This is a genomic window from Streptomyces sp. NPDC020875 (assembly GCF_040641415.1).
Classification (GTDB): domain Bacteria; phylum Actinomycetota; class Actinomycetes; order Streptomycetales; family Streptomycetaceae; genus Streptomyces.
In genome coordinates this window covers 154,032-179,935 of record NZ_JBFADP010000005.1, presented here as the reverse complement: position 1 = coordinate 179,935, position 25,904 = coordinate 154,032, and the positions used below count along the sequence as shown (strand labels likewise).

General features: G+C 71.5%; 24 protein-coding genes. 15 read left to right on the top strand and 9 right to left on the bottom strand.

The features are described 5' to 3' along the window. Positions 1-54: 54 nt before the first annotated feature. Complete coding sequence (locus tag AB0G74_RS04955; RefSeq protein WP_361140824.1) at positions 55-903, bottom strand: helix-turn-helix transcriptional regulator; 849 nt, start codon at positions 901-903, stop codon at positions 55-57. Positions 904-1,227: 324 nt separating this feature from the next. Continuing rightward, a complete protein-coding gene (locus AB0G74_RS04950) occupies positions 1,228-2,400 on the bottom strand; it encodes an acyl-CoA dehydrogenase family protein (RefSeq protein WP_361140822.1) in 1,173 nt (390 codons plus the stop codon). Between the two features lie 159 nt (positions 2,401-2,559). Here AB0G74_RS04950 and AB0G74_RS04945 point away from each other — a divergent pair, with 159 nt between their 5' ends. After that, positions 2,560-3,894: a UDP-glucose/GDP-mannose dehydrogenase family protein gene (locus tag AB0G74_RS04945; RefSeq protein WP_361140820.1), complete on the top strand. Its 1,335-nt coding sequence runs from the start codon at positions 2,560-2,562 to the stop codon at positions 3,892-3,894. A 57-nt stretch (positions 3,895-3,951) separates the two neighbouring features. Here the strand turns inward: AB0G74_RS04945 and AB0G74_RS04940 are convergent, their stop codons facing one another. Further along, complete coding sequence (locus AB0G74_RS04940) at positions 3,952-4,479, bottom strand: CGNR zinc finger domain-containing protein (protein ID WP_361140818.1); 528 nt, start codon at positions 4,477-4,479, stop codon at positions 3,952-3,954. 80 nt (positions 4,480-4,559) lie between these two features. On the opposite strand from AB0G74_RS04940, the gene AB0G74_RS04935 reads away from it, so the two are divergent. Next, positions 4,560-4,916: a VOC family protein gene (locus AB0G74_RS04935; protein ID WP_361140816.1), complete on the top strand. Its 357-nt coding sequence runs from the start codon at positions 4,560-4,562 to the stop codon at positions 4,914-4,916. A gap of 98 nt (positions 4,917-5,014) precedes the next feature. Here the strand turns inward: AB0G74_RS04935 and AB0G74_RS04930 are convergent, their stop codons facing one another. Genes AB0G74_RS04930 through AB0G74_RS04920 form a run of 3 tightly spaced genes read right to left on the bottom strand, consistent with a single transcriptional unit; the run spans position 5,015 to position 7,912 of the window. Then, positions 5,015-6,223, bottom strand: a complete 1,209-nt coding sequence (locus AB0G74_RS04930; RefSeq protein WP_361140814.1) for a dipeptidase — start codon at positions 6,221-6,223, stop codon at positions 5,015-5,017. Between the two features lie 22 nt (positions 6,224-6,245). Then, on the bottom strand, positions 6,246-6,776 hold the full coding sequence (gene purE / locus AB0G74_RS04925; protein ID WP_361140812.1) for a 5-(carboxyamino)imidazole ribonucleotide mutase: 531 nt from the start codon (positions 6,774-6,776) through the stop codon (positions 6,246-6,248). Beyond that, positions 6,773-7,912: a 5-(carboxyamino)imidazole ribonucleotide synthase gene (locus AB0G74_RS04920; protein WP_361140810.1), complete on the bottom strand. Its 1,140-nt coding sequence runs from the start codon at positions 7,910-7,912 to the stop codon at positions 6,773-6,775. Before AB0G74_RS04920 ends, purE begins: the two co-directional genes overlap by 4 nt. Positions 7,913-8,462: 550 nt before the next feature. Here AB0G74_RS04920 and AB0G74_RS04915 point away from each other — a divergent pair. Continuing rightward, positions 8,463-9,083 carry a GtrA family protein gene (locus tag AB0G74_RS04915; protein ID WP_361140808.1) on the top strand — a complete coding sequence of 207 codons (621 nt, stop codon included), beginning with the start codon at positions 8,463-8,465 and terminating at the stop codon, positions 9,081-9,083. Between the two features lie 83 nt (positions 9,084-9,166). On the opposite strand, the gene AB0G74_RS04910 is transcribed toward AB0G74_RS04915, so the two are convergent. Together AB0G74_RS04910 and AB0G74_RS04905 are read right to left on the bottom strand one after the other, a co-directional pair. Further along, positions 9,167-10,432 (bottom strand): ATP-binding protein, encoded by a 1,266-nt coding sequence (locus tag AB0G74_RS04910; protein ID WP_361140806.1) that lies wholly within the window; start codon positions 10,430-10,432, stop codon positions 9,167-9,169. A gap of 360 nt (positions 10,433-10,792) precedes the next feature. After that, the gene (locus AB0G74_RS04905; RefSeq protein WP_361140804.1) at positions 10,793-11,470 is read right to left on the bottom strand and encodes a response regulator transcription factor; all 678 of its coding nucleotides are present in this window, start codon (positions 11,468-11,470) and stop codon (positions 10,793-10,795) included. Between the two features lie 161 nt (positions 11,471-11,631). Between AB0G74_RS04905 and AB0G74_RS04900 the strand changes: the two genes are divergently transcribed. Together AB0G74_RS04900 and AB0G74_RS04895 are read left to right on the top strand one after the other, a co-directional pair. Beyond that, positions 11,632-11,742 carry a DUF3039 domain-containing protein gene (locus AB0G74_RS04900; protein ID WP_361140802.1) on the top strand — a complete coding sequence of 37 codons (111 nt, stop codon included), beginning with the start codon at positions 11,632-11,634 and terminating at the stop codon, positions 11,740-11,742. Between the two features lie 203 nt (positions 11,743-11,945). Continuing rightward, positions 11,946-13,442 (top strand): oligopeptide:H+ symporter, encoded by a 1,497-nt coding sequence (locus AB0G74_RS04895; protein ID WP_361140800.1) that lies wholly within the window; start codon positions 11,946-11,948, stop codon positions 13,440-13,442. Positions 13,443-13,529: 87 nt separating this feature from the next. Here the strand turns inward: AB0G74_RS04895 and AB0G74_RS04890 are convergent, their stop codons facing one another. Then, positions 13,530-15,323, bottom strand: a complete 1,794-nt coding sequence (locus AB0G74_RS04890; RefSeq protein ID WP_361140798.1) for a long-chain fatty acid--CoA ligase — start codon at positions 15,321-15,323, stop codon at positions 13,530-13,532. A gap of 660 nt (positions 15,324-15,983) precedes the next feature. Here AB0G74_RS04890 and AB0G74_RS04885 point away from each other — a divergent pair. The 10 genes from AB0G74_RS04885 to AB0G74_RS04840 all read left to right on the top strand — a co-directional run bounded on the left by AB0G74_RS04885 (position 15,984) and on the right by AB0G74_RS04840 (position 25,887). Then, entirely contained in the window at positions 15,984-17,372 is a 1,389-nt protein-coding gene (locus AB0G74_RS04885; protein ID WP_361140796.1) for a transcriptional regulator, read from the top strand. 789 nt (positions 17,373-18,161) lie between these two features. Beyond that, positions 18,162-18,866 (top strand): 3-oxoacyl-ACP reductase FabG, encoded by a 705-nt coding sequence (gene fabG / locus AB0G74_RS04880; protein WP_361140794.1) that lies wholly within the window; start codon positions 18,162-18,164, stop codon positions 18,864-18,866. 33 nt (positions 18,867-18,899) lie between these two features. Then, positions 18,900-20,048: a beta-ketoacyl synthase N-terminal-like domain-containing protein gene (locus AB0G74_RS04875; protein ID WP_361140792.1), complete on the top strand. Its 1,149-nt coding sequence runs from the start codon at positions 18,900-18,902 to the stop codon at positions 20,046-20,048. Further along, positions 20,045-20,605, top strand: coding sequence for a beta-ketoacyl synthase chain length factor (locus AB0G74_RS04870; protein ID WP_361140790.1), 561 nt, complete (start codon positions 20,045-20,047; stop codon positions 20,603-20,605). The genes AB0G74_RS04875 and AB0G74_RS04870 overlap by 4 nt, the downstream gene beginning before the upstream one ends. A gap of 5 nt (positions 20,606-20,610) precedes the next feature. After that, entirely contained in the window at positions 20,611-21,279 is a 669-nt protein-coding gene (locus AB0G74_RS04865; protein ID WP_361140788.1) for a hypothetical protein, read from the top strand. A gap of 251 nt (positions 21,280-21,530) precedes the next feature. Beyond that, positions 21,531-22,274 (top strand): non-oxidative hydroxyarylic acid decarboxylases subunit B, encoded by a 744-nt coding sequence (locus AB0G74_RS04860; RefSeq protein ID WP_361140786.1) that lies wholly within the window; start codon positions 21,531-21,533, stop codon positions 22,272-22,274. Beyond that, on the top strand, positions 22,271-23,743 hold the full coding sequence (locus tag AB0G74_RS04855) for a UbiD family decarboxylase (protein ID WP_361140784.1): 1,473 nt from the start codon (positions 22,271-22,273) through the stop codon (positions 23,741-23,743). The genes AB0G74_RS04860 and AB0G74_RS04855 overlap by 4 nt, the downstream gene beginning before the upstream one ends. A gap of 178 nt (positions 23,744-23,921) precedes the next feature. Next, entirely contained in the window at positions 23,922-24,386 is a 465-nt protein-coding gene (locus AB0G74_RS04850; protein ID WP_361140782.1) for a MaoC family dehydratase N-terminal domain-containing protein, read from the top strand. After that, complete coding sequence (locus AB0G74_RS04845; RefSeq protein WP_361140780.1) at positions 24,383-24,814, top strand: MaoC/PaaZ C-terminal domain-containing protein; 432 nt, start codon at positions 24,383-24,385, stop codon at positions 24,812-24,814. The genes AB0G74_RS04850 and AB0G74_RS04845 overlap by 4 nt, the downstream gene beginning before the upstream one ends. A gap of 140 nt (positions 24,815-24,954) precedes the next feature. After that, positions 24,955-25,887 carry a 3-oxoacyl-ACP synthase gene (locus AB0G74_RS04840; RefSeq protein ID WP_361140778.1) on the top strand — a complete coding sequence of 311 codons (933 nt, stop codon included), beginning with the start codon at positions 24,955-24,957 and terminating at the stop codon, positions 25,885-25,887. Positions 25,888-25,904 lie beyond the last annotated feature (17 nt).

Sequence of the window (25,904 nt, the reverse complement as noted above, 5' to 3'; positions counted from 1 at the left end):
GGGGAGGGGGACCCGACCAGTATCCGTGACGGTGCGGGGGCGGTTTCCCCGGTCCTACGGCACGACCGCCCGGCGCGCGGCGCTGATCAGCTGCTGGGCGTCGGCTCCGAAGACGGCGGATTCGTGCAGGGTGTTCCACACCCTGCGGTACAGAGCGACGGTGTCGGCGTCGTCCAGCCACAGTTCGGCGTGCCAGTCCTCCGTGATCGCCAGCCGGTCGTCGAGGATCCAGAAGGCATTGGCTGGAGGTACCCGCAGAGCGGCGTTCAGGGGCACGATCCCGAGCCGGATGGTGTCCATGCCGACTGCGCCTATGAGGCGGTCGAGCTGAGCCGTCAGAACCTCGGGCGGACACACCCGCGCCCGGAGCACTCCCTCCCACAACAGAAGGTGCATACGGTTGCCCGAGCGGTACAGCCACTCCTGCCGCTTCATCCGGGCCCGTACCGCCTCCTCGGTGTCCCGGGGCGAGTTCTGGAGGGTCGAGTAGTGCTCGAAGACGGCCCGCGCGTAGTCCGGGGTCTGCAGGAGGCCGTTGACGAGGAACGATTCCCACACATGAAGCTCCCGGGCCCCGTCGGTGACGGTGCTCCACGTCTCCTGGACCGGGCGGTGCCCCTTCGCCAGTTGCCGGCTCCATGACCTGATGTGCGACTCGAATCCCCGCAACCGGCCGTGAAGTTCCTCGTACAGCTCGGGATGCCCCGTTGCGTTGGTCCAGGCCCGGAGGTCGTCCGCGGTGGGCGTCTGGCGGCCGTTCTCCAATTTACTGATCTTCGACTGGGGCCAGCCGAGCCGCCGCGCCAGGGAGATACCGGTGAGACGGCCGTTCGGGCTCTCGGAACGAAGCTCTCGCAGCCGCCGCCCCAGATCCTCACGTGCCCTCTGGTAGTCCGTGCCCACCGGTACCCATTCCGTCTACTCGTTCCGCTCCGCCGTGAATTCCTGCCAAGGCACGGCCTGATGCCATGCCGCGTCGCGGGCCGACGAGTGCCAGGGTGGTGGCGGCCACTGGTGCTTGTCGAGGCATCTCCGGGCATCGCGGGAGCATAATCAAGAATATTTATCTTCCGCCCGGCTCCTGGCTCGTGAAGCCGAGGACGCTGGTACGCGGTACCTGGGAGGAGCCGGGCGCGGCGGCGGAGTGGGCCGGGGAGCGGGTGCGGGAGGCCGGGCCGGAGTCGGGGTGTCCCGAGGCTCCGGGCCCGTGACGGGTGCGGTCGGGGGTTACGGGAGGTTGCGGGCCATGACGATGCGCTGGACCTGGTTCGTGCCCTCGTAGATCTGGGTGATCTTGGCGTCGCGCATCATCCGCTCCAGCGGGTAGTCGCGGGTGTAGCCGTAGCCGCCGAGGAGCTGGACCGCGTCCGTGGTGACCTCCATCGCGACGTCGGAGGCGAAGCACTTGGCCGCCGCGCCGAAGAAGGTGAGGTGTTCGCCCTGGGCGCCGGCGGAGACGCGTTCCGACCGGGCCGCCGCCGCGTAGGTGAGCTGGCGGGCCGCTTCCAGCTTCATGGCCATGTCGGCGAGCATGAACTGGACGCCCTGGAAGTCGCCGATGGGCTTGCCGAACTGCTTGCGCTCGCGGACGTAGCCCTTGGCGTAGTCGAGGGCGCCCTGGGCGACGCCGAGGGCCTGGGCGGCGATGGTGATCCGGGTGTGGTCGAGGGTCTTCATCGCGGTGGCGAAGCCGGTGCCCTCGGCGCCGATCATGCGGTCGGCGGGGATGCGGACGTTGTCGAGGTAGACCTCGCGGGTCGGGGAGCCCTTGATGCCGAGCTTCTTCTCCGGGGCGCCGAAGGTGACGCCCTCGTCGGACTTCTCGACCACGAACGCGGAGATGCCCTTGGAGCGCTGCTCCGGGTCGGTGACGGCCATGACCGTGTAGTACTCGGAGACGCCCGCGTTGGTGATCCAGCGCTTCACGCCGTTGAGCACCCAGTGGTCGCCGTCGCGGACCGCGCGGGTCTTCATCCCGGCCGCGTCGGAGCCCGCGTCCGGCTCGGAGAGGCAGTACGAGAACATCGCGTCGCCCTTGGCCAGCGGGCCCAGGTACTTCGCCTTCAGCTCCTCGGAGCCGGAGAGCATCACCGGGAGGGAGCCGAGCTTGTTGACGGCGGGGATCAGGGACGAGGAGGCGCAGACCCGGGCGACCTCCTCGATCACGATCACCGTGGCGAGCGCGTCGGCGCCCGCGCCGCCGTAGCTCTCGGGGACGTGGACGGCGTGCAGATCGTTGGCGACCAGCGCGTCCAGCGCCTCCTGCGGGAAGCGGGCCTGCTCGTCGACGTCGGCGGCGAACGGGGCGATCTTCGCCTCGGCCAGGGAGCGGACGGCGTCGCGGAGCATGTCGTGCTCATCGGACGGGCGGTACAGGTCGAAATCAGCCGATCCGGCCACGTTCTCTCACTCCCCAATGATGTTCACTACCGTTAAGTAACTCATGGTAGGACCGCCGCCCCCGCAGGCATAGGTGACCTGCGCGACAGGCGGCGGACGGCCGCCCCCGCCGCGCGGTTATGCTCGGGCCGTCCCGCCCGGTAGGTATTTGGAGTACGCATGGCCCTCAAGATCACCGTGATCGGTACCGGCTATCTCGGCGCCACGCACGCCGCGGCCATGGCCGAGCTGGGCTTCGAGGTGCTCGGGCTCGATGTCGTACCCGAGAAGATCGAGACCCTGGCCGCCGGGCGCGTACCGATGTACGAGCCGGGTCTGGAGGAGCTGCTGGCCCGGCATGTCGCCGGGATCGAGGGCTCCACCGGGCGGCTGCGGTTCACCACCTCCTGGGAGGAGGTCGGGGCCTTCGGCGATGTCCACTTCGTCTGTGTGAACACTCCGCAGAAGCACGGCGAGTACGCCTGCGACATGAGCTACGTGGACGCCGCTTTCGGCTCCCTCGCCCCGCATCTGACCCGGTCGGCGCTGGTCGTCGGCAAGTCGACCGTGCCCGTCGGCAGCGCCGAACGGCTCGCCGGACTGCTGCGCGAACTCGCGCCCGGCGATGTCGAGCTGGCCTGGAACCCGGAGTTCCTGCGGGAGGGCTTCGCCGTCCAGGACACCCTCCACCCCGACCGGATCGTGGTCGGCGTGGAGAGCGAACGGGCCGAGAAGCTGCTCCGCGAGGTGTACGCCACGCCCGTCGCCGAGGGCTCGCCGTTCGTCGTCACCGACTTCCCCACCGCCGAACTGGTGAAGACCGCGGCCAACTCCTTCCTCGCCACGAAGATCTCCTTCATCAACGCCATGGCGGAGGTCTGCGAGGCCGCGGGCGGCGATGTCGCCCGGCTGGCGGAGGCGATCGGGCACGACGACCGGATCGGGAAGAAGTACCTGCGCGCCGGGGTCGGCTTCGGCGGCGGCTGCCTTCCGAAGGACATCCGCGCCTTCATGGCCCGCGCCGGTGAACTGGGCGCCGACCAGGCCCTGACCTTCCTGCGCGAGGTCGATTCGATCAACATGCGGCGCCGGACCCATATGGTCGAGCTGGCCCGGGAGACCGTCGGCGGCACCTTCCTCGGCAAGCGGGTCGCGGTCCTGGGCGCCACGTTCAAGCCCGACTCGGACGACGTACGGGACTCCCCCGCGCTCAACGTCGCCGGGCAGATCCACCTCCAGGGCGGCCAGGTCACGGTCTACGACCCCAAGGGCATGGCCAACGCGCGGACCGTCTTCCCCACCCTGGGGTACGCGGACTCCGCGCTCGACGCGGTCCGGGGCGCGGATGTCGTCCTCCACCTCACGGAGTGGGCCGAGTTCCGCGAGCTGGACCCCGCGGCGCTGGGCGAGGCCGTGACCGGCCGGATCATCCTCGACGGCCGCAACGCCCTCGACCCGGTGGTCTGGCGCGACGCGGGCTGGACGTACCGGGCGATGGGCCGCCCGACGGCGTAGCGCCGCCCCGGGGGCTCGTGCGGGGCGCCCGGCCGGGCCCGGCGGACTCCGGGATCCCTACGCGGGACGCGTTCTGGCCCGGTAGGTGCGCATTTTGGCGCGGGCGCCGCAGACCGACATGGAGCACCAGCGGCCGCGGGACGCCGGGCTGCGGTCGTAGTAGGCCCAGCGGCAGGTCTCCGCCTCGCAGCACTTCAGACGGTGCCAGACCCCGGCGAGCAGCGCTTCGGTGATCGCGGCGGCCACCCGGGCGGTCAGGGCGGGGACGCCGGGGGCCGCGGGGGACGGGGTGAGGGCCGCGGTGCCGTCGGCCGCGATGGTGATCGTGAGCGGCGCGGCGGTGAGGAGTCGGCCCAGTTCCGGGGGGCGCGGGCCGGTGGCGGGGTGGTGGCCCGCGTGGGCCAGCAGTGTCGCGCGCAGGGCCTCGCGCAGTTCGCGGGCGCCGGGGGTGTCGGCCGGGGTGAGGGCGAACCGGGTCCGGCCCTCCTCCGTTTCCAGCGCGTCCGTGCCGGTTTCCACGTCGAGCGTGTTCACCAGCGCTTCGATCAGCGCCAGTCCGCCGGGGGCGGACTCCCTCTCGTTCATGGTTGCGACGTTACCTCCATGGGGGGAGTATGAGGTAACCGTTACCCATAGAGCCGGTTAGCCGGTAACCAAGGAGAATCATGAGTATCGCCACGCTCCAGATGGTCACGATCGACTGTCCCGACCCGGTCGCGCTCGGCCGCTTCTACCAGGGGGTTCTCGGGGGCGAGCTGGATACCGGGGAGGAGGGCTGGGCGGTGCTGCGGCCCGTCGGCGGGACTCCGCTGGGGTTCCAGGGGGTGTCGGGGCACACCGCGCCGACCTGGCCGGAGGGTGCCGTACCGCAGCAGTCCCATCTCGATCTGACCGTCCGGGACCTCGACGCCGCCGAGCGGGAGGTGCTGGCGCTGGGCGCGACTCTGCTGGCGGCCCGGCCCGAGCACGGCTGGCGGGTCTACGCGGACCCGGTCGGGCACACCTTCTGTCTCGGCCTCTGACGGCCGGGTTCCGCCGCTGTCGACGCCCGCGCGCCGAGCGGGCGAACACCGGCGGGCGCGCGGTCCGATGACCGCGCGCCCGCCGGGGACCGCGCCCGTCAGGCGCCGTCGAGTTCGGTGATCGTCGCGTTCGACGGGCCCCGCCGGGACTGTTCGTCGCGGGCGACCGCCTCCGCGTCGCGGAGTACCCGTACCGCATTCGACCAGGTCAGCTTGGCGATATCGGCGGTGGACCAGTGCCGGTCCAGCAGTTCGGCGATCAGGTTCGGGTAGCCGGAGACGTCGTCGAGTCCGGCCGGGGTGAAGGCCGTGCCGTCGTAGTCGCCGCCGATGCCGATGTGGTCGACGCCCGCGGTCTCCCGCATGTGGTCGAGGTGGTCGGCGACGGTGGCCGCCGTGGCGACCGGGCGCGGGTTGGCCGTCTCGAAGGCGGTGTGCAGCCGCATCGCCTCGGGCGAGGTGTCGAGGTGGTGCAGGCCGTGGGCGCGCAGGTTCTCGTCCGCCGCGGCCGTCCAGTCGACCGCCGCCTGAAGGACGAACTTGGGGACGAAGGTCACCATCGCCACGCCCCCGTTGCCGGGGAGGCGTTCCAGTACGTCGTCGGGGACGTTCCGGGGATGGTCGCAGACGGCCCGTGCGGAGGAGTGCGAGAAGATCACCGGCGCGGTGGTGACGTCGAGCGCGTCCCGCATGGTCGCCGGGGCGACATGGGAGAGGTCGACCAGCATCCCGCAGCGGTTCATCTCCCGGACGACCTCCCGGCCGAAGGCGGTGAGCCCGTCGTGCCGGGGCGTGTCGGTGGCCGAGTCCGCCCAGTCGTTGTTGTCGTTGTGGGTGAGGGTCATATAGCGGACCCCCAGCCGGTGGAGACCGCGCAGGGCTCCCAGCGAGTTGTTGATCGAGTGGCCGCCCTCGGCGCCCATCAGGGACGCGATCCGGCCCTCGGCCCTGGCCTTCTCCAGCCCGTCGGCGCCGTCCGCGGGGGCCAGGTCGGCCGGGTAGCGGGCGATCAGCTGCCGTACGGCGTCGATCTGCTCCAGGGTGGCGCTGACGGCCTCGTCCCCGGTGAGGGACGAGGGCACGTAGACGGACCAGAACTGGCCGCCGACGCCCCCGGCCCGCAGCCGGGGGATGTCGGTGTGCAGCTCCCCGGCGCGGTCGGCGGAGACGTCGTACCGGTCGAGGTCGTAGCGGGCCCGTTCACGCAGGGCCCAGGGCAGGTCGTTGTGGCCGTCGACGACGGGATGGGCGGCGAGGATCTCCCGCGCCCGGTCCAGCCGCCCGGCGGCGGGGGTTTCGGTTGCCATGGCCGTTCTCCTGCCCGCGGGGTTACTGGCCGAAGCCGAAGGAGCCCTGGCCGCCGGTCTTGGCCCGGAGCCGCTTGCCCTTCTCGGTGGCCTGCTGGTTCAGCTCGGTCTGGAAGTCCCGCATCCGGGCCAGCAGCTCGGGGCTGTGGGCGGCGAGGATCCGGGCGGCGAGCAGTCCGGCGTTGCGGGCGCCGGCCACGGAGACCGTGGCGACGGGGACGCCCGCGGGCATCTGCACGATGGAGAGCAGGGAGTCCATCCCGTCCAGGTACTTCAGCGGTACGGGGACGCCGATGACGGGCAGCGGGGTGACGGAGGCCAGCATGCCGGGGAGGTGGGCGGCTCCCCCGGCGCCCGCGACGATCACCTTGAGGCCGCGGGCGTCGGCGCCCTCGCCGTAGGCGATCATCTCGTGCGGCATCCGGTGCGCGGAGACCACGTCGACCTCGTACGGCACCTCGAACTCGGTCAGGGCCTGGGCCGCGGCCTCCATCACGGGCCAGTCGGAGTCCGAGCCCATCACGATGCCGACCAGCGGGGTGGTGCTGCTCATTCGGTGATCGTTCCTCTGAGGTAGTCGGCGGCGTGGCGGGCGCGCTCACGGACCTCCGCGAGGTCGTCGCCGTAGGTGTTGACGTGCCCCACCTTGCGGCCGGGCTTGACGTCCTTGCCGTACATATGGATCTTGAGCCGCGGGTCGCGGGCCATGCAGTGCAGATACGCCTGGTACATGTCCGGGTAGTCGCCGCCCAGCACATTGCACATCACGGTCCACGGCGCGCGGGGCCGGGGGTCGCCGAGCGGCAGGTCGAGTACGGCCCGGACGTGGTTGGCGAACTGGGAGGTGACGGCGCCGTCCTGGGTCCAGTGCCCGGAGTTGTGCGGGCGCATCGCCAGCTCGTTGACGAGGACCCGGCCGTCGGCGGTCTCGAACAGCTCGACCGCGAGATGGCCCACGACGCCCAGTTCGGCCGCGATCCGCAGGGCCAGCCGCTGGGCCTCGCCCGCCAGCTCCTCGCCGAGCCCGGGCGCGGGCGCGACGACCGTGTCGCAGACGCCGTCGACCTGGGTGGACTCCACGACGGGGTAGGCGACGGCCTGCCCGTGCGGGGAGCGGACCACATTGGCCGCCAGCTCGCGGACGAAGGCGACCTTCTCCTCGGCGAGTACCGGGACCCCGGCGGCGAACGGCGCCGCGGCCTCCCGCTCGTCGTCGACGACCCAGACGCCCTTGCCGTCGTAGCCGCCGCGGACCGTCTTGAGGACGACGGGGTAGCCGTCGCCCTCGGCCGCGAAGGCCGTCACATCGGCCGGGTCCGCGACCACCCGGTTACGGGGGCACGGGACGCCCAGCTCGCCGAGGCGGGCCCGCATCACGCCCTTGTCCTGGGCGTGGACGAGCGCGTCCGGCCCGGGCCGGACGGGGATACCGTCCGCCTCCAGGGCGCGCAGATGCTCGATCGGGACATGCTCGTGATCGAAGGTGATCACATCGCAGCCGCGGGCGAACTCGCGGAGGGTGGCCAGATCGCGATGGTCGCCTATCACGACATCGCTCACGACCTGAGCCGCCGAGTCCTGCGGAGTGTCACTGAGGAGCTTGAAACGGATGCCGAGGGGGATGCCCGCCTCGTGGGTCATTCGGGCGAGCTGACCGCCACCGACCATGCCGACTACCGGGAACGTCACCCTCACAGGATATCGGGGGCGGCGCCGGGGCGGACGGCGGTGTACGAGGGGCGGACGGGCGGGGCCGTACGGAGCCCCGGACGGCGGCCGGTCCCGGGCCGGGACCGGCCGGATGCCGCCGGACGCGGCCGGATGCCGCCCCGGGGCGGACGCGGGACGCGGCCCGCGGGAGTACGGTCCCGGCGGCCACCGGCGGCTTCGGTGACCTTGGGTGACGGAGACGGCAGCGGTACGGCTCGGGAGGCGCGGGCGGCGGGCGTCCGCCGGGGCCGGTTCGGACCGGTTCGGGCTGCGCACAGGGGCGATCTTCGGCCGAATTTTCGATCTTCGGTACAGATCGGTCAGAGCCCCGGAAAAAGCCAAGGAATTCGATCACCTTTGATCGTTATGTGTCTTATTTACACCACTCGCCGACCTGTTCTGTATCTTCTTGCCCACGGTCGGGTTCGTCGCCGGTGTACTAATCGGCGAGGTCCCCGGGCGCGCGGGGCGACCGCTGGTTAGCATGATTGAAATGACGCTGTCAACGAGACGGGACTGAACTCTCACTATGGGTGAACGAGGCGGAGCGTTGCGCGGACAGCTCGACCAACTGTTGCGCGAAGTCGCCAAGTTCGGGGCGGTCGGGGGCGTCGGAGTCCTCGTCAACCTCGCGGTCTTCAACCTCGTCCGGGCGACCACCGAGATCCCGGTGGTCCGGGCGTCGATCATCGCCACGGCCGTCGCCATCGGCTGCAACTACCTGGGCTTCCGCTACTTCACCTACCGCGACCGCGAGAAGACCGGGCGTACCCGGGAGATGTCGCTCTTCCTGCTCTTCAGCGTGATCGGCCTGGTGATCGAGAACGGGATCCTCTACACCGCGACCTACGGCTTCGACTGGGACAGCCCGCTCCAGAGCAACTTCTTCAAGTTCTTCGGCATCGGCGTCGCGACGCTCTTCCGGTTCTGGTCCTACCGCACCTGGGTCTTCCCCGGCCAGCCGGAGGCGGTACCGGTATCGCCCGTCGTGGCGTCCGGGACGGGCGGGGGCGGCGGCAGGGACTCCGGGGAGCCGGGGGGCGTACGGCCCGTGGAGGAGCCCGTGGGAGTCGTACTCCCCGGACACCAGGGCGTACGGTCCGCGTCGGCGGCCCGGCCCTCGGCGGACCGGCTGACGCCACGGCGCTGAGCGGCTCCGGCGCCGGTGACCCGGCGTCCCGGTGACCCGGCGTCCACGGGACCGCCGGCACCGGCGGTGCCGGACCCGGCCGCTCAGCGGACCGTCGGCGGCTCGTCCTCCTGCTTGCGCGCCACCCGGCTCAGAAAGAGCGCGAACACCGGCGGATGCTGCTGCAACAGCTCCAGCCGGCCGCCGTCCGCCTCCGCGAGATCCCGGGCCACCGCCAGCCCGATCCCCGTCGAGTTCCGGCCGCTGATCGTCCGCTCGAAGATCCGGGCGCCCAGATCCGCCGGAACACCCGGGCCCTCGTCCGTCACCTCGATCACCGCCTGATTCCCCACCACCCGGGTCCGGATCGCGACCGTGCCGCCGCCGTGCATCAGCGAATTCTCGATCAGCGCTGCCAGGACCTGGGCCACCGCGCCCGGAGTACCCACCGCGCGCATCCCCTGCTTGCCCGAGCGCACCACCGCCCGCCCCGCACTCCGGTACGCCGGGCGCCACTCCTCGATCTGCTGCTTCACGACCTCGTCCAGATCGAACGCCAGCGCCGAGCCCTCCCGGGGATCCCGGGCATTCGTCAGCAGCCGCTCCACCACATCCGTCAACCGCTCCACCTGAGTCAGCGCGATACTCGCCTCCTCCTTCACGGTCTCCGGATCGTCCGTCGCCGAGATCTCCTCCAGCCGCATCGACAACGCCGTCAGCGGCGTCCGCAGCTGATGCGAGGCATCCGCGGCCAGCCGCCGCTCCGCCGTCAGCATCCTGGCGATCCGCTCGGCACTGGCGTCGAGGACGTCCGCGACCCGGTCCAGCTCCGGAACGCCGTACCGCCGGTGCCGGGGGCGGGGATCACCCGAGCCCAGACGTTCCGCGGTCTCCGCGAGATCCGTCAGCGGAGAGGCCAGCCGGTCCGCCTGGCGAATGGCGAGTACGACGGCGGCGATGACGGCCAGCAGGGCGACCCCGCCGATGATCAGCAGGGTGCGGGCGACCTCCTCGTAGACGGCGGAACGGGGCTCCATCACCGTCACGGTCTGGCCGTGGTCCCCTTCCCTGACCGCCTTGATCGAATTATCGGACGGCTTCTTGCCCACGGAGAACGGGGGCTGCCCCTTCAACTCGATCAAGGCGTACCGCTGGAGCCGGCTCTGATCCGCGACGATCTCCGGCGTGATCGGCTGCTTCTCCAGGATCCGGCCGTCGAGAAAACTCACCAACTGGACCGCCTCCGCCTCGACGGACTCCTCGGCGGTGGAAGTAATGGTCCTGGTCTCCACGAGGACGAGGGAGACACCGAAGACGGCGATCACGACGAGGACGACGGCCAGGGTGGAATTGATCAGTCGCCGACGCATGGGCCCTCCGGGCGGGGTGGGGGGTACGAAGCGGACCCCGTCCCCGGGAGATTACTGCTTCCCCCGGCCCCCCTCCTCTTGTCCCTCCGGGTGAGGCCCACAACCCCGGGCCGCGCCGGGCAGCCTGATGTTGTTCGCGGTCTGCGGACCGTGCGTGGCTGGTCGCGCAGTTCCCCGCGCCCCTGGGTTGCCTTCCTGATCGCCCTCGGTAGGAGGCGGGCCCTCGTTAGCGGGGGCGGTGCCTTTTCAGGGGCGGCGCTGGGGAGAGCATTTAGGGGCGCGGGGAACTGCGCGACCAGCCACGGACGGCGCGCGGGCGGGGAACAACGGGAGGCGCGGGGCCCCAGGAGAAGGCGGGGGTTAGTTTTTTTCGAAGCGGAAGCCGACGCCGCGGACCGTCGCGATGTAGCGGGGGTTCGCCGCGTCGTCGCCGAGTTTTTTGCGGAGCCAGGAGATGTGCATGTCGAGGGTCTTCGTGGAGGACCACCACGTCGTGTCCCAGACCTCGCGCATCAGCTGGTCGCGGGTGACGACCCGGCCCGCGTCGCGGACCAGGACGCGGAGGAGGTCGAACTCCTTCGCGGTGAGCTGGAGCTCCTCGTCGCCCATCCAGGCCCGGTGGGACTCGACGTCGATCCGGACGCCGTGGGTGGAGGGCGCGGGCGCGGGTTCGGCGGCGCCGCGGCGGAGGAGGGCCCGGACCCGGGCGAGGAGTTCCGCGAGGCGGAACGGCTTGGTGACGTAGTCGTCGGCGCCCGCGTCGAGGCCGACGACCGTGTCGACCTCGTCGGCGCGGGCGGTCAGGACCAGGATGGGCACGGTGTGCCCGTCCGCGCGGAGCCGCCGGGCGACCTCCAGGCCGTCCATGCCGGGCAGACCGAGGTCGAGGACGACCAGGTCCACTCCGCCCGCCAGGCCCGCTTCCAGTGCGGCCGGGCCGTCCTCGCGCACCTCGACCTCGTATCCCTCCCGGCGCAGCGCGCGCGCCAGCGGCTCCGAGATGGATGCGTCGTCCTCTGCGAGCAGTACACGCGTCATGGGGCGATGGTAGTCCGCCGGGGGACGCATCGGGGCTTGATCATCAAGCCCTGCGGGTCTCGGGCTGGAATGACTTATTCACCTTCGATTCCAGGTTACTGTTCCATTTCCTCCTGTGATCCATCTCTCAAATCCTTCCTTATGAGCAGGTGTCGTGTCGTATGGTGGCGTGTACGCCTGTAGCACTATGCGGAGACCTTTGGCCTGCCGAGCGGCAGCCCAGAGGTCTCCCTCTGTGTGAGGACCGGTTCGTTCCGGTCCGCCGACAGTGATTGACCTGTGGACCGGGCCCCGAGCGCAAGGACGCGCCCGGGGTGTGGATCCCGGTGCGGACACGTCCCCCATCCCGGCCCCCACGCCGGGGTGAGCCCCATCAGGCGTGGGGCGGGTCGTTCTCCCACCGGTGCCGGTCACCCCCCACCGGGCGCATTTCCCGTGCCGAGCGCACGGCGCGTCCCGAACACAAGGAACGACCATGGCGTCAAGCCTGACGAAGGCTCCGGCCGGCCCCGCCGCCGAGAAGACCTTCCTCGGCCACCCCCGCGGCCTGGCCAATCTCTTCATGACCGAGATGTGGGAGCGGTACAGCTTCTACGGCATGCGCGCGCTGCTCGTGCTCTACCTGGCCACCGAGGTGGCCGACGGCGGTCTCGGGCTGAAGGACGCGACCGCGGTCGCGATCTACTCCGTCTACAACGCCATGGTCTATCTGCTCGCCCTGCCGGGCGGATGGCTGGGCGACCGCGTCTGGGGTGCCCGTAAGGCGACGGCGATCGCCGGTGTGGTGATCATGTCCGGTCACTTCATGCTGGCCGTGCCCGTGAAGGCCGCGTTCTTCATCGGTCTGGCGCTGATCGCGATCGGCTCCGGCGTGCTGAAGGCCAATATCTCCACGATGGTCAGCCAGCTCTACCCGGACAAGAACGACCCGCGCCGGGACGGCGGCTTCACGATCTTCTACATGGGCATCAACCTGGGTGCCTTCCTCGCGCCGCTGACCATCGGCGCGGTCGGCCAGAAGGTCAACTGGCACCTGGGCTTCGGTATGGCCGGTGTCGGTATGGCCATCGGTCTGCTCTGCTACTTCCTCGGCTACCGCCATCTGGCCGAGGAGTCGGCCCGGATTCCGGACCCGCTGCCGCGGGCGGACCGTTCGGCGCTGCTGCGCAAGGGGCTGATCTGGCTGGGCATCGCCGCCGCGTTCTACGCGGTGGTCGGTCTGGCGGGTGTCTTCCACGAGGACTGGATCATCGTTCCGCTGGCGCTCCTCGGCATCTCGCTGCCGGTCTGGTACGTGCTGCGGATCCGCCGCGACCCCGACCTGACCGAGGTCGAGCGGGGCCGGATGTCCGGCTACATCTGGTTCCTCGCCGCGTCGGCCGTGTTCTGGATCATCTACGACCAGGGCGGCTCGGTGCTGGCCCTGTTCGCCAAGAACGACACCCAGTCGACGCTGTTCGGCTTCGACTTCCCGGAGAGCTGGTTCCAGTCGCTGAACCCGCTCTTCGTGATGGCCTTCGCGCCGGTCTTCGCGATGCTGTGGGTGGCCCTGTTCAAGCGGGCCAAGGAGCCCGGCACCCTGTCGAAGTTCGCCATGGCGCTGGTCCTCATCGGTACCTCGTTCGGCGTGATGATGATCGCGCAGGGCCTGGCCTCGGGCGACGCCCGGGTCTCCCCGATGTGGCTGGTCTCGGTCTACTTCCTGCAGACCATGGGTGAGCTGTGCCTCTCCCCGGTGGGTCTGTCGCTGACGTCGAAGCTGGCGCCGGAGAAGTACTCGTCCCAGATGATGGGCGTCTGGTTCCTGGCGATCTCGGTCGGCGGCTCGGTGACGGCGCTGCTCCAGACCTTCGGGGCGGCGACGGACTCGGAGGCGTGGTTCGCGATCCAGGGCGCGCTCGCGGTCCTCACCGGTGTCGGGATCTACCTCTCGCGCCGGAAGGTGCAGAAGCTGCTGGGCGGGGTCCACTGACCCGTACCCCCACGGCGTGACGGTGCCCCGGCGGATCCTCGATCCGCCGGGGCACCGTCGTGTCCGGACTCCGTGGGGCGGGGCCGGTCAGCCGCCGTAGATGGCGTCGACCTCGGCGGCGTAGTCCCGCAGGACGACCGCCCGCTTCAGCTTCAGCGACGGCGTCAGATGGCCCGACGCCTCGGTGAACTGGGATTCGAGGATCCGGAACTCGCGGACGGACTCGGCCTTGGAGACGGCCGCGTTCCCGTCGTCGACGGCCCGCTGGATCTCGGCGAGCAGCGCCGGGTCGTCGCGCAGTTCGGCGACCGTGACCCCTTCGGGCTTGCCGTTCTGGGCGGCCCAGCGGGGCAGGAACTCCTCGTCCACGGTGATCAGCACGCCGACGAAGGGCTTGCCCTCGCCGACCACCATGCACTCGGCGACCAGGGCGTGGGCCCGGATCCGGTCCTCGATCACGGCCGGGGCGACGTTCTTGCCGCCCGCGGTGACGATGATCTCCTTCTTGCGGCCGGTGATCCGGAGGTAGCCGTCCTCGTCCAGGGAGCCCAGGTCGCCGGTGAGGAACCAGTCGTCCTCGAAGACCTTGGCGGTGGCCTCGGGGTTGTTCCAGTAGCCGGTGAACATATGGGGGCCGCGGAGCAGGATCTCCCCGTCCTCGGCGATCTTCACCCCGGTGCTGGGCAGCGGCTGGCCGACGGTGCCGATCTTCTGCTGGTCCAGCGGGTTGAGGGTGGTGGCGGCGCAGGACTCGGCGAGTCCGTAGCCCTCCAGGACGGTGATGCCGAGGCCGCGGTAGAAGTGGCCGAGGCGTTCGCCGAGGGCGGCGCCGCCGGAGATGGCGTAGCGGGCCCGGCCGCCGAGGGCGGCGCGGAGCTTCCCGTAGACCAGTCGGTCGAAGATCGCGTACCGCAGTCGCAGTCCGAAGCCGGGGCCGCCGGGGGTGTCCCGGGCCCGGCTGTGGGCGATGGCGGTGTCGACGGCCCGGTCGAAGATCTTGCCCTTGCCGGTGGCCCTGGCCTGGGCGCGGGCCGAGTTGTAGACCTTCTCGAAGACCCGGGGGACGCCCAGGAGGTAGCTGGGGCGGAAGGCGGCGAGTTCGGCGGAGACGTCCTTGAGGTCGCTGACGTGGCCGAGCTTGACCGGGCCCATGATGGCGCCGATCTCGACCACCCGGCCCAGGACGTGGGCGAGCGGGAGGAAGAGGAGGACGGAGGCGTCCTCGGAGAACATCTCCGGGTTCCGCTCGATGATGTTGCCGCACTCGGCGAGGAAGTTGCCGTGGGTCAGCTCGCAGCCCTTGGGGCGGCCGGTGGTGCCCGAGGTGTAGACGATGGTGGCGAGGGAGTCGGCGTTCGGGGTGGCGGCCCGTTCGGCGAGGAGTTCGTCGGTGATGTCGCCGCCGGCCGCGGTCAGCTCGCCGACGGCGTCGCCCTCGATCCGCCAGACGTTCTTCAGCAGCGGCAGCCGCTCCCGGACGCCCTCCACCACGGCCTGGTGGCCGTCGGTCTCCACGATCGCGGCGACCGCGCCGGAGTCCCCGGTGACCCATTCCACCTGTTCGGCGGAGGAGGTCTCGTAGACGGGGACGGAGACCGCGCCCGCGAACCAGATGGCGAAATCGAGCAGGGTCCATTCGTAGCGGGTACGGGACATCAGGGCGACCCGGTCACCGGGCTGGACGCCCGAGGCGATCAGCCCTTTCGCCACGCCCCGCACCTCGGCGAGAAAGGCCGTGGATGTCACGTCACGCCACTGTCCGGACTCCTTGCGGGCGAGAATCGCGCGATTCGGGAACTCGGTGGCGTTCCGGATGGCGATATCCGCCAGATTTCCGTGCGGCGGAACATCGTACAGGGCCGGGACGTTGAACTCGCGCACGGCTCCTCCTCCTTCTCGGCAACGCTGGGAAGTCGGCTGAGACGCATCGGAAGAACCGGTTCCGGCGGGCCCGGACGCTACCAGCCGCTTGCGGACGCTACCAGTGGGTAAGGGAGGCGGTACAGATGTCGGACCGCTGGACTTTTCCCAAGGACCCAATATGTTTCGTGTGTCATGAAGGGGATGCCTGTGCCCGCTCTGCCGCGTGATGCTCCCCCGCCGGACGGCCGGGTCGAACTCCCGCCGGTCGTCCGGGTGTCGGGGGGTTACGGGCCGTGTGCGCCGTCTCGGCGTACGCGGCTCGTCGTCGTGCGCGGCGGCCGGGGCTGCCGCGGACCACCATTGGGCCACAGGTGGTCCGGCGTTTCGTGGGTCCCGGTGTCAGACCCGTCGGAACGCCATGGGTTTCCGCTGCCGTCGAGCAGTCGCACCCGGCGGACACGAGAGGAGTGGCGAGGCGGTCCCGGCGCGGGAGCGACGGGTCCTCTCCGGTTCCGCTGTGTCGCGGTTGCCATGAACGGCGTCTTCCCCCGTGCGGGCTCGTACTCCACCAGAAGAGAGCAGGCGCCTGTCGCCCGGCCACGGGCCAGGGGGCCCTGTCTCGGCTCGACGACCACCGGTCCAGCCACAGGAACCTTTCGACCGAGAGGCACCACGTTCATGCGCAGCGATACCTGGAATTCCCCTTCCGCGTCACCCGGCCGCAACCGCCATCCCCTGGCCACGCTGCGGACCAAGGCCGGTTACACCCATGGCGAGTACGCCCAGCTGATCGCCGTCACCCATGCCGAACTCGGCTTCGGCCATATGGCCGCCCGCCGGGAGAAGGTCTCCCGCTGGGAGGCGGGCCGCGCCGTTCCCGAGCGCACGGCCCAGCTCGCCATCGCCCATATCCACGCCGTTCCCCAGGAGGAGGTACTGAGGCTCGACTGGCCGGACTGGCTGCACCTGGCCAACGGGGACACCCGGCAGCTGGAATTACCGTGGACCCGTGCCGCGGTCCCCGAGGCCATTCTCGACGCGGTCGCCGGACGCAAGCAGTTCCAGCAGGAGTATCTGCTGGCCACCGGATGGTCGGCCAGGTCACTGGTGAAGAACTGGCTCGACGCGGTCACCGAGGAGGTGTCGCTGGCGCCGACGGTCCCCCTGCACGGGGCCGCGGGGCGGACACCGCCCGGGTCCGACGCCCTGTCGGGCGGTCTGGTCGAGGCGTGCACCAGGCTGCGGACGCTGCACCGGTTCGCCGCCAAGTTCTCGGCCGGCTGGCTGGCCCCGGCGACCGAGCTGGAGCTGCGGAATCTGGCCGACCACTTCCTGGCGTCGCCCGACGCGCTCCACACCGGCCGGGACGTCCTGATCCTGGCCGCCGAGGGGCTGTCGGTCTGCGGCTTCATCGCCCGGGTACAGGGCGAGCACGTCAACGCCCAGCGGTACTACGTCGCGGCCCTGCGGTGTGCGACCGCCGCGGCCGATCCCCAGGTGGCCGCCGCCGTGGTCACCATGCACGTGGGTCAGTACCTCGACCTGGAGATGCACGAGGAGGCGGCCGAGCTGCTGGGGGCCGTGAGGGAACTGTTCAGGCGTCATCCGGACCAGATGACGGACCCCTCCCTTCAGGCGCTGCTGTACGCCCAGACCGCCCGGATCCACGCCCAGCGGGGCGACGACATGGGCCGGGTCCGGGCGATGGCGGTGGGGCGGCGGATCCTGAGCACCACCTCGCCGTCGGGCATGCCGATCCTGCCGCTCCGTTCCGAGAGCTGGCTCAGCTGCATCGACGGGGTCTCCCTGCTGGACATGGACCAGCCCGACCGGGCGATCCGGCACTTCGATCCGGTGCTCACCCGTCAGGGGCCGGGGTTGAATCTGCCCCCGGTGGTGCGGGCGCTGTATCTGCTGCGTGCCGCCGAGGCCCAGATCGCCGTCGGGGACGTCACGGCGGGAGCCGAGTCGGAGGCCAGGGCTTCGGCCCTGCTGGGCGGGGTGCAGGCGGCGGCGGCCGAGCGGGTGCGCGGGGCGTTGCGCGCCGCCCGCCACGAGCGGAAGTGAGCGGCCGGGACGGCGACGGCCCGGGGGCGGCAGGAGCGCCCGGCGGCGGAGTCCGGCGGACGGTGGCGGCCGACTACCGCTGACCGTTCGGCCGAAGACCGAAGATGAAGTGAAGCCCGATGAAGGGAAGCCGGCCCTCGACCGGGGCCCGGCCGGAGGTACAGCGCACCACGAGGACAGGACAGCGGTCATCGACCGCGGCCGGAGCCCGGGAGAGTGCCCGGGACGTCCGGGGACGGGGAGACCGAGGCGGGTCTCCCGGGACCACGTCCCCACCGGCTGAGACGACCGCCCGGCACAGGGGACAGTGCCGGGCGGTTCCCGTTGTCCGGGAAGCCGCCACGGGGTGCCGCGCTCACCGCCGCCAATCGCCGTACGGATAACCGTGTGAGCAGCGGCCGGAGCTGGAATATCAAATTCCGCCCGGTTGAAATCCCCCGATGATCGTGGCGGAAAACGGTGTGCCCCCGGTGTGCCCCCGAAATAACGCGCCCGGCAAGGCACGCCCGAGGCACACCGTGCCGTCTGGCGAACGCGGAACGAGGGCCCAAAACTCTTTCTGTGTCCGTCCGACGAACCCGGGGACTCACCTTTGGTGGACTACACCATTGCCATCGGCCGCCGCCGTTCCCCGGCCGGGCGGGGCACTGTTCGCTAAGTCGATTCCGATGTTTCCGATGCTCACGGCGGAGACGGCGCTTCCGGGCGCCGCCGATGTCCACCGTGCTGATTCCCGCCGGCGATTCCGAACTTTCCGTTGTTCACACCACACCGGGCTGGAGATTGCTCATGAGCCGTTCTGTCCTCGTCACCGGCGGAAACCGGGGTATCGGCCTGGCCGTGGCACGCAGGCTCGCGGCGGCCGGTGACCGGGTCGCGGTCACCAGCCGGTCCGGCGAGGCACCGGACGGTCTGCTGGCCGTGGCCTGCGACGTACTGGACCCGGTCTCCGTGGACGAGGCGTTCGCGAAGGCCGAGGCGGCGCACGGTCCGGTACAGGTGCTGGTGGCCAATGCCGGGATCACCCGGGACCAGTTGCTGATCCGGATGACCGAGGAGGACTTCACCTCCGTCGTGGACACCAATCTGACCGGGACCTACCGCGTGGTGCGGCGGGCCGCCCGCAATCTGATCAGGGCCCGCGGCGGCCGGGTGGTGATCATCTCCTCGACGGCCGCGCTCAGCGGCGTCGCGGGCCAGGTCAACTACGGCGCGTCCAAGGCAGGTCTGATCGGTCTCGCCCGGTCCCTGGCCCGGGAGCTGGCCCCGCGCGGGGTGACGGCGAACGTGGTCGCCCCCGGGCTCACCGACACCGCGATGAGCGACGCCCTGACCGCGGGACAGCGCGAACGGATCCTGGGGCTGATCCCCATGGGCCGGATGGCCGAACCCGACGAGGTGGCGGCGGCCGTGGAGTTTCTGGCGTCGCCCGGCGCGGCGTACATCACCGGGGCGGTCGTCCCGGTCGACGGCGGCATGGGCATGGGGCACTGACATGCGATCCGTACCGACGCTGGGAGGCGAGGGATGAACAGCACCACCGGAGCGGGCGGTTCCGCGAGGACCGTGGTCCTCACCGGGATGGCGGTGACCACGGGGTACGGACACGGGGTCGACGCCCTGCGGACCGGGATCTACTCGGGCGTCCCCGCGTTCAAGCCCGTGACCAGGTTCGACACCGACCGGTACCGGGTCGGGGTGGCCGCGCAGGGACCGGCGGACCTCGATCTCGACACCGAGCTGAAGACCCTGACCGAGGAGGCGTGCAAACAGGCCGGGCTCTCCCCCGCCGAACGGGCGGAGACCCTACTGATCGCGGCCCGCCACGCCGATCCCGCCGTCTCCCGGCTGCCGCGCGAGCGGCAGCGGGAACGCCCCATCGGGGACACCGCGCGGTGGCTGGCGCGGGAGTGCGGCTTCGGCGCGGCGGGCCGTACGTACATCAACGCCTGTGTCGCGGCGGGCGCGGCGGTCGCCGAGGCGGCCGTACTGATCGCCTCGGGCCGCCGGGACCGGGTGGTGGTCGCCGCCGGACATCTGGTCGACCCGGAGTCCTTCACCACCTTCAACGCGGGCCGGGCCCTCGCCCCCGACGGACGCCTCCGGCCGTTCAGCGCCGGACGGAAGGGCCTGCTGCTCGGCGACGGCGCCGGGGTGGTGGTGCTGGAGGCGGCCGACAGCAGGCCCGGGACGAGCCCGCTGGCCCGGCTCACCGGCTGGGGCCAGGCGGGCGACGCCCACCATGTCTGCCAGCCGCACCCGCAGGGCCTGGGGATGGCCCGCACCATCGAACGGGCGCTGCGCCGCGCCGGGCTGGGCCCCGGGGACCTGGACTACGTCAACGCGCACGGCACCGGGACCCCGTACAACGACTCGGCCGAGACCGCGGGCATGCACCGGGCGTTCGGCGAGTGGGCCGAGCGGATCCCGGTCAGCTCGACCAAGTCGATGACCGGGCACGCCCTCCAGGCGGCCGGGATGGTCGAGCTGGTCATCTCGGTACTGGCCCTCGACTCGGGGCTGCTGCCGGTCAACTCCGGCTATCTGGGGCCCGACCCGGACTGCCGGCTCGATCTCGTCCTCGACACCCCGAGGGAGCGGGAGGTCCGCCATGTCATCAGTCTCAACTCCGCCTTCGGCGGGGCCAACACGGCATTGGTGGTGAGCGCCGTATGACCACGCACACGACCCGGCTCACGGTCCTGGCCCGCTCGGTCTGGGATCCGGCCGAGGCCCCCGAGGGGCCGCCGAACCTGCCCGGCTTCACCGCCTCGGCCTTCGGGCCGCTCTTCGCCCATGTCGCCGACCGGGCGCTGGCCGCCCACCACGGGGAGCCACCGGCCCCCGGCGAAGCGGCCGGGCACACAGCCCTGGTGATGGTGTCGAGCCTCGGCGACATGGCCACGGAGACCGCCGTCACCGGCTCGGTCGACCGGGGGACCAAGGCGTCTCCGCTGCTCTTCTACCAGTCCGTGCCCAGTGCCGTACTGGGTGTCGTCTCGGCCCGCTGGGGCCTGGGCGGCCCGGTGATCTGCGTCAGCCCGGCCGGGGACGCCCTGGCCGAGGGCATGGAACTGGCCGAGCTGCTGATCGAGGACGGCAGCGCCGGTGACGTACTGCTGGTCCTGCTGGAGCTGGGCGTCGCCGAGGGCGACCCGGACACCGCCGAGGCGCTGCTGCTCCGCGCCGACGCACCGGGGACCGGGGCCGGGACCGGGACGGCGGAGGTGTGACGGACATGACGCGTACGACGGGGGTTTCCGGGGGCTCCGGCCGGTCGGCCGGAGCCGGTGAACCGGTCAACGGGACCGGTACGGCGGCCCGCAACGGGTCCGCCGGGCCGAACGGGGCCGGGCCATCGGGCGGCGGTGCCGCAGGGGCTGTCGGGGCCGTCGGGGCCGTCGAGAGCCCGCTCGACTTCCCGCTCTCCGCCGAGATCTCGATGCTCCGCCAGTCGTGGTGGCTGCACGACGCCCGCTGGTACCAGGCGGTGAAGACCCGGTTCGGCCAGGACGTGGCGAACGAACTGAACGCGGAGGTCATGCGGTTCGTGGCCCGCCGGGTCGCCACCCTCTACAGCCGCCGCCACCCCACCCCGCCCGGCAGCGGGCCCCGGGAGGTCGCGGCGACCCTCCAGGCGCTGGCCCGGCTGATGTTCACCCGGACCCGGGTGAAGCTGGACGCCACCGAGTTCGACGACGCCGACGGCAGCTGGGAGACGGTGGTCAGTGAGCACTTCGCCCTGAAGATGCTGGCCGCCAGCCGCTCGCTCGACGGCTACGAATGCCCCTGTCTCCAGCTGCGCGCGGGCTGGTTCGAGGGCATCGGCGTCACGGCCGACGACGAGGTACTGACCTGTATGCGCGACGGGGCGGAGAGCTGTCGCTTCCGCGCCTGTCTCACCTGACCCGGCAGCGGACCGCTCCCCTCCCCGAACCGGATCCGGTCCGCCCCGTGTCACCCGCGCCATCCGCACCGCCCGCACCGCCCGAATCACCTGGTCGTCCGGGGGCCGTATACGACCGCTCGACGCGCCCCCCTCCCCGACGACCGCCCGACCGGGCCCCGGCCTACCCCGGCACCCAGTGCCGTGACCGGATCCCGGCCCCGGGCCGCGCCGACCGCCGACCGACCGAATTCCGCCGAAGGAGCAGCCCAATGCCGACGGAACGACCCCAGCGCCTGGTCGTGGCGCTGACCGGGGCCACCGGAGTGGTGCTCGGGGTACGACTGCTGGAGGAGTTGCGCCACCACGACTCCGTGGAGACCCATCTGGTGATGAGCCGCTGGGCCCGGGCGACGCTGAAGACGGAGAGCGAGCTGACGGCCCGCGAGGTCCAGTCGCTCGCCGATGTCTCCTACTCCCCGGACGACCAGGGCGCCGCGATCTCCTCCGGGTCCTTCCGGGCCGACGGCATGGTCGTCATGCCGTGCAGCATGAAGACCCTGGCGTCGATCAGGACCGGCTACGCGGACGGGCTGATCACCCGGGCCGCCGACGTCACGCTCAAGGAGCGGCGCAAGCTCGTCCTCGTACCGCGTGAGACCCCGCTCGGCGAGATCCATCTGGACCATCTGCTGGCGCTCTCCCGGATGGGCGCGGTGGTGCTGCCGCCGATGCTGACCTTCTACAACCGGCCTTCGTCGGTGGACGACATGATCGACCATCTCGTCTCGCGGGTCCTCGACCAGTTCGGGATCTCGTCCCACCGGGCCCGCCGCTGGGAGGGCATGCCCGACCGGGCCGCCGAACCGGCTCCCGGCGGGGCTCCCGATCCGGCTCCGGACCCGGCCGTGGCCCGTCCGGCGAGCCCGGCCCCCGGCTCCGTACCGAATCCGGCGGTGACCGTTCCGGTCCGCCGCGCACTGGCCGCGACCACCCCGGGAGGGGCGACCTCATGACACATCTGGCCGATCTGCGGGCGTATCTGGACGCCCTCCGGGCCATCGGTGATCTGAAGACCGTCGGCCGTCCGGTCCGGGCCGATCTGGAGGCCGCGGCGATCACCCGCCGCTCCTACGAACAGCGGACCGCGGCACCGTACTTCCCCGAGGTGGTGGAGGACGGCATCGGGATGCGGTTCTTCGGCGCCCCGGCCGGGCTCAGCTCCCGGGCGGACATGCCGCTGGCCAGGCTCGCCCTGTCGGTCGGGCTGCCCCCCGAGACCGGCGGCGGGGAACTGGTGGAACATCTCGTACGGACCCGGGACGCCAAGCCCGTCCCGCCGGTCACCGTGGCCCGGGAGCGGGCCGCCTGCAAGGAGAACGTCCTGCTGGGCGCGGACGCCACCCTGGACAGGTTCGCGATCCCCCGGATCCACGAACAGGACGGCGGGGACTACCTCAACACCTGGGGCGTCATCGTCGCGAAGACGCCCGACGGCTCGTGGACCAACTGGTCCATCACCCGGATCATGAAGCTCGACGGCAAGCGGATGACCGGTCTCGTCATCCCGCCCCAGCACATCGGGCTGATGTGGGAGGCGTGGGCCGAGCGGGGCGAGCCGATGCCCTACGCGCTGGTGCAGGGCGGGCCCCCGTCGGTCCCGTTCGTCGGCGGTATCCCGCTGCCGCGCGACATCGACGAGGCCGGGTACATCGGCGCGCTGCACGGCGAGCCGCTGGAGGTGGTCCGCTGCGAGACAGTCGACCTGGAGGTGCCCGCCCATGCCGAGGTGGTGATCGAGGGTCATCTCTCGATCGGCCGGGACAGTCTGGAGGGCCCGTTCGGGGAGTACGCGGGGTACGCCTCCACGCACACCTCGCACCAGCCCGTCTTCACGGTCGAGGCGATCACCCACCGGGACGCGCCGATCTGGCCGGTGGTCGCCGAGGGCCGGCCGCCGGACGAGTACCACACCGTCACCGGGACCGGCCGGGCCGCGAAGGAGCTGTACGCGCTGCGGGCGGCGGGGCTGCCGATCACCACGGTCTGGGTGCCGTACGCGGCGGCCATGCACTGGGCCGTGGTCACCGTCCCCGACGACTGGCGCGAGCGGCTGCCCGGCGCCGACACCACCGAACTGGTCCGGCGGATCGGCGAGGTGATGCACAACAGCGGCAACCCGAGCGCGATGATGCCCGTCACCTACGTCCTGGACGACGACATAGACCCGTCGAACGAGGCCGATCTGCTGTGGGCGCTGGGCACCCGGCTCCACCCGCGGGACCGGCGGCAGTTCTGGGAGGGCCGGGTGCTGCCGTTCATGACGAGCTACTCGAAGGAGGAGCGGGCGGCGCAGAAGGGGCCGAGTGTCGTGGTGGACGGGCTGCTGCCCGCCTGGGGCGACGGCCGGCTGAACCACGCGTCCTTCGCCCAGGCGTATCCGGAGGACGTACGGCGCCGGGTGCTGGAGCACTGGGACGACTGACCGCCGCCCACCGACCGGCCGCCGGACCGCGCCGAGGGTGTCCCCCGCGGTCCGGCGGCCTCCACCCCGGGTGGCCGGTCCGACGAGCGGTCCGCGGGCCGGGAGGGCCGGTCCGCGGAACACCGGCCACCCCGGCCACCCCGCCACCATCGACCGATCCTGCTGACCGAGGAGCGACATGGCACTCGACCCCGGGTGCGTCGGGAAGACGTATCCGCCCGCGCGCCCCTATCCGGTCGAACCGGAGACCATCCGCCGGTTCGCGACGGCCGTGGGCGATCCCGCCCCCGTCTACACCGATCCGGCCGCCGCCCGCGCCCTGGGCCACCCCGATGTCCTCGCCCCGCCGACCTTTCCGTTCCCGGTGGTCATGCGGGCGCTGGACGAGGTCTTCCGGTACGAGGACATCGGCTTCGACCCCACGTATCTGATCCACGGCGGCCAGCGGTTCGAGTACGCCCGGCCGGTCCGGGCGGGCGACCGGCTGGTGACCACCGTGGAGATCACCGGAGCGCGGCGGCTGCGGGGGCGGGACGTCCTGACCCTGCGGGCCGACCTCGCGGACGCGGGCGGGGAGCACGTCGTCACCGCGGAACTGACCCTGGTGGCGCTGAGCGCCGTGGACGGCGGAGGGAAAGCGTGACGACGACCGGAGCGCACGAGGCGGCGGCGGGGACCGAACTGCCGGTCCGCGAGGTCACCCTGACCCGGGCCGACCTGGTGCGGTACGCGGGCGCGTCGGAGGACTTCAATCCGGTGCACTGGAATCCGCGGGTGGCCCGGGAGGCCGGGCTGCCGGACTGTATCGCCCACGGCATGCTGACCATGGCGATCGCCGCCCGTACGGTCACCGACTGGGTACGGGACCCGGGCGCGATCGTGGAGTACCGCACCCGGTTCAGCCGCCCCGTGGTCGTCTCCGACGATCCGGCGGGCACCCGGCTGGAGGTCTCGGGCCGGGTCGCCGAGGTGCTCGGCGACGGACTGGTCCGGATCGATCTCACCGTCATCTGCGACGGCACGAAGGTACTGAGCGAGGCGCGGGCGGTGGTCCGGCTCCCGGCCGGCTGACGCGCGCTCGCCTGCCACCCCCGCCCCGGCATACGCCCTTCCGACCGGACACGACCGAACCCGACCGGTCCAGACCGGTCCAGACCGGTCCAGACCGAACCCGATGGAAACCGCCCGGAGTCGAACGGAGCACAGGACGGATGAGCAGTACCCCGGTTTTCCTCCTCTCGCCCCGCTATGTACTGGGTGAGACCGAGGAGCCCTACACCGCCGTCGAGGACCTGGCGGAGCGGGTGGCCCAGTACGCCATCCCCATGGCCCCCCGCACCTGGGGCTGGGGCAGCTTCTTCCGGACCGCCAGGACCACCGTCGAGCTGGCGGTGGAGAGCGGCAACGCCACCCTGGACGCGGCCGGGGCTGACCGGTCGTCGGTCGACGGGCTGGTCGTCTGCTCCAGCTCGTTCCCCGGCACTGTCGACGGGCACGCCCCGCTGGTGGGCGCCGTCATGAACGGACTGGGCCTCACCCGGGCCTCGTTCACCGCCGGGGTGACCCTCAACCGGTGCAACAACCTGCTGGCCGGGCTGCACACGGCCCGGGCGCTGGTGGCCTCGGGGGCGCACCGGCTGGTGCTGGTGGTCACCACGGACAAGATCCTGGACGAGTCCGTACGGCTGGAGAAGTTCGCGCTCTTCAGCGACGGCGCGGCCAGTTGTCTGGTGAGCGCGGCCGGTCCCGGGCCCGGCCGGGAGGGGCTGGCGGTGCTGGCCTCGGCCAGTGCCCAGGACCCGGCGGTGCTGGGGCTGCGGGACCAGATCGACTCCCGGCTGGCGATCGCGGTCAACGCCGAGCTGGAGCACGCCACGGGGGTGTCGCCGGAGAAGGTGACGGCCCTCCTCCCGGCGAATCTGGTCCGGCCCCTGATCACCATGAAGGAGCGGCAGGCCGGGTTCGCGCCGGACCGGACCAGGACCGGGAACATCGAGCGCCTCGGGCACTGCTTCGCGGCGGATCCACTGATCAATCTGACCGATCTGCTCGCCTCCGGCGACGCGGTGGACGACGGGCTGTATCTGCTGGCCTCCAGCGTGCCGGGGGCCCGGCACGGTGTCCTCCTCCGCAAGTGCCCGTGACGGGAAGGGGTGTGCCG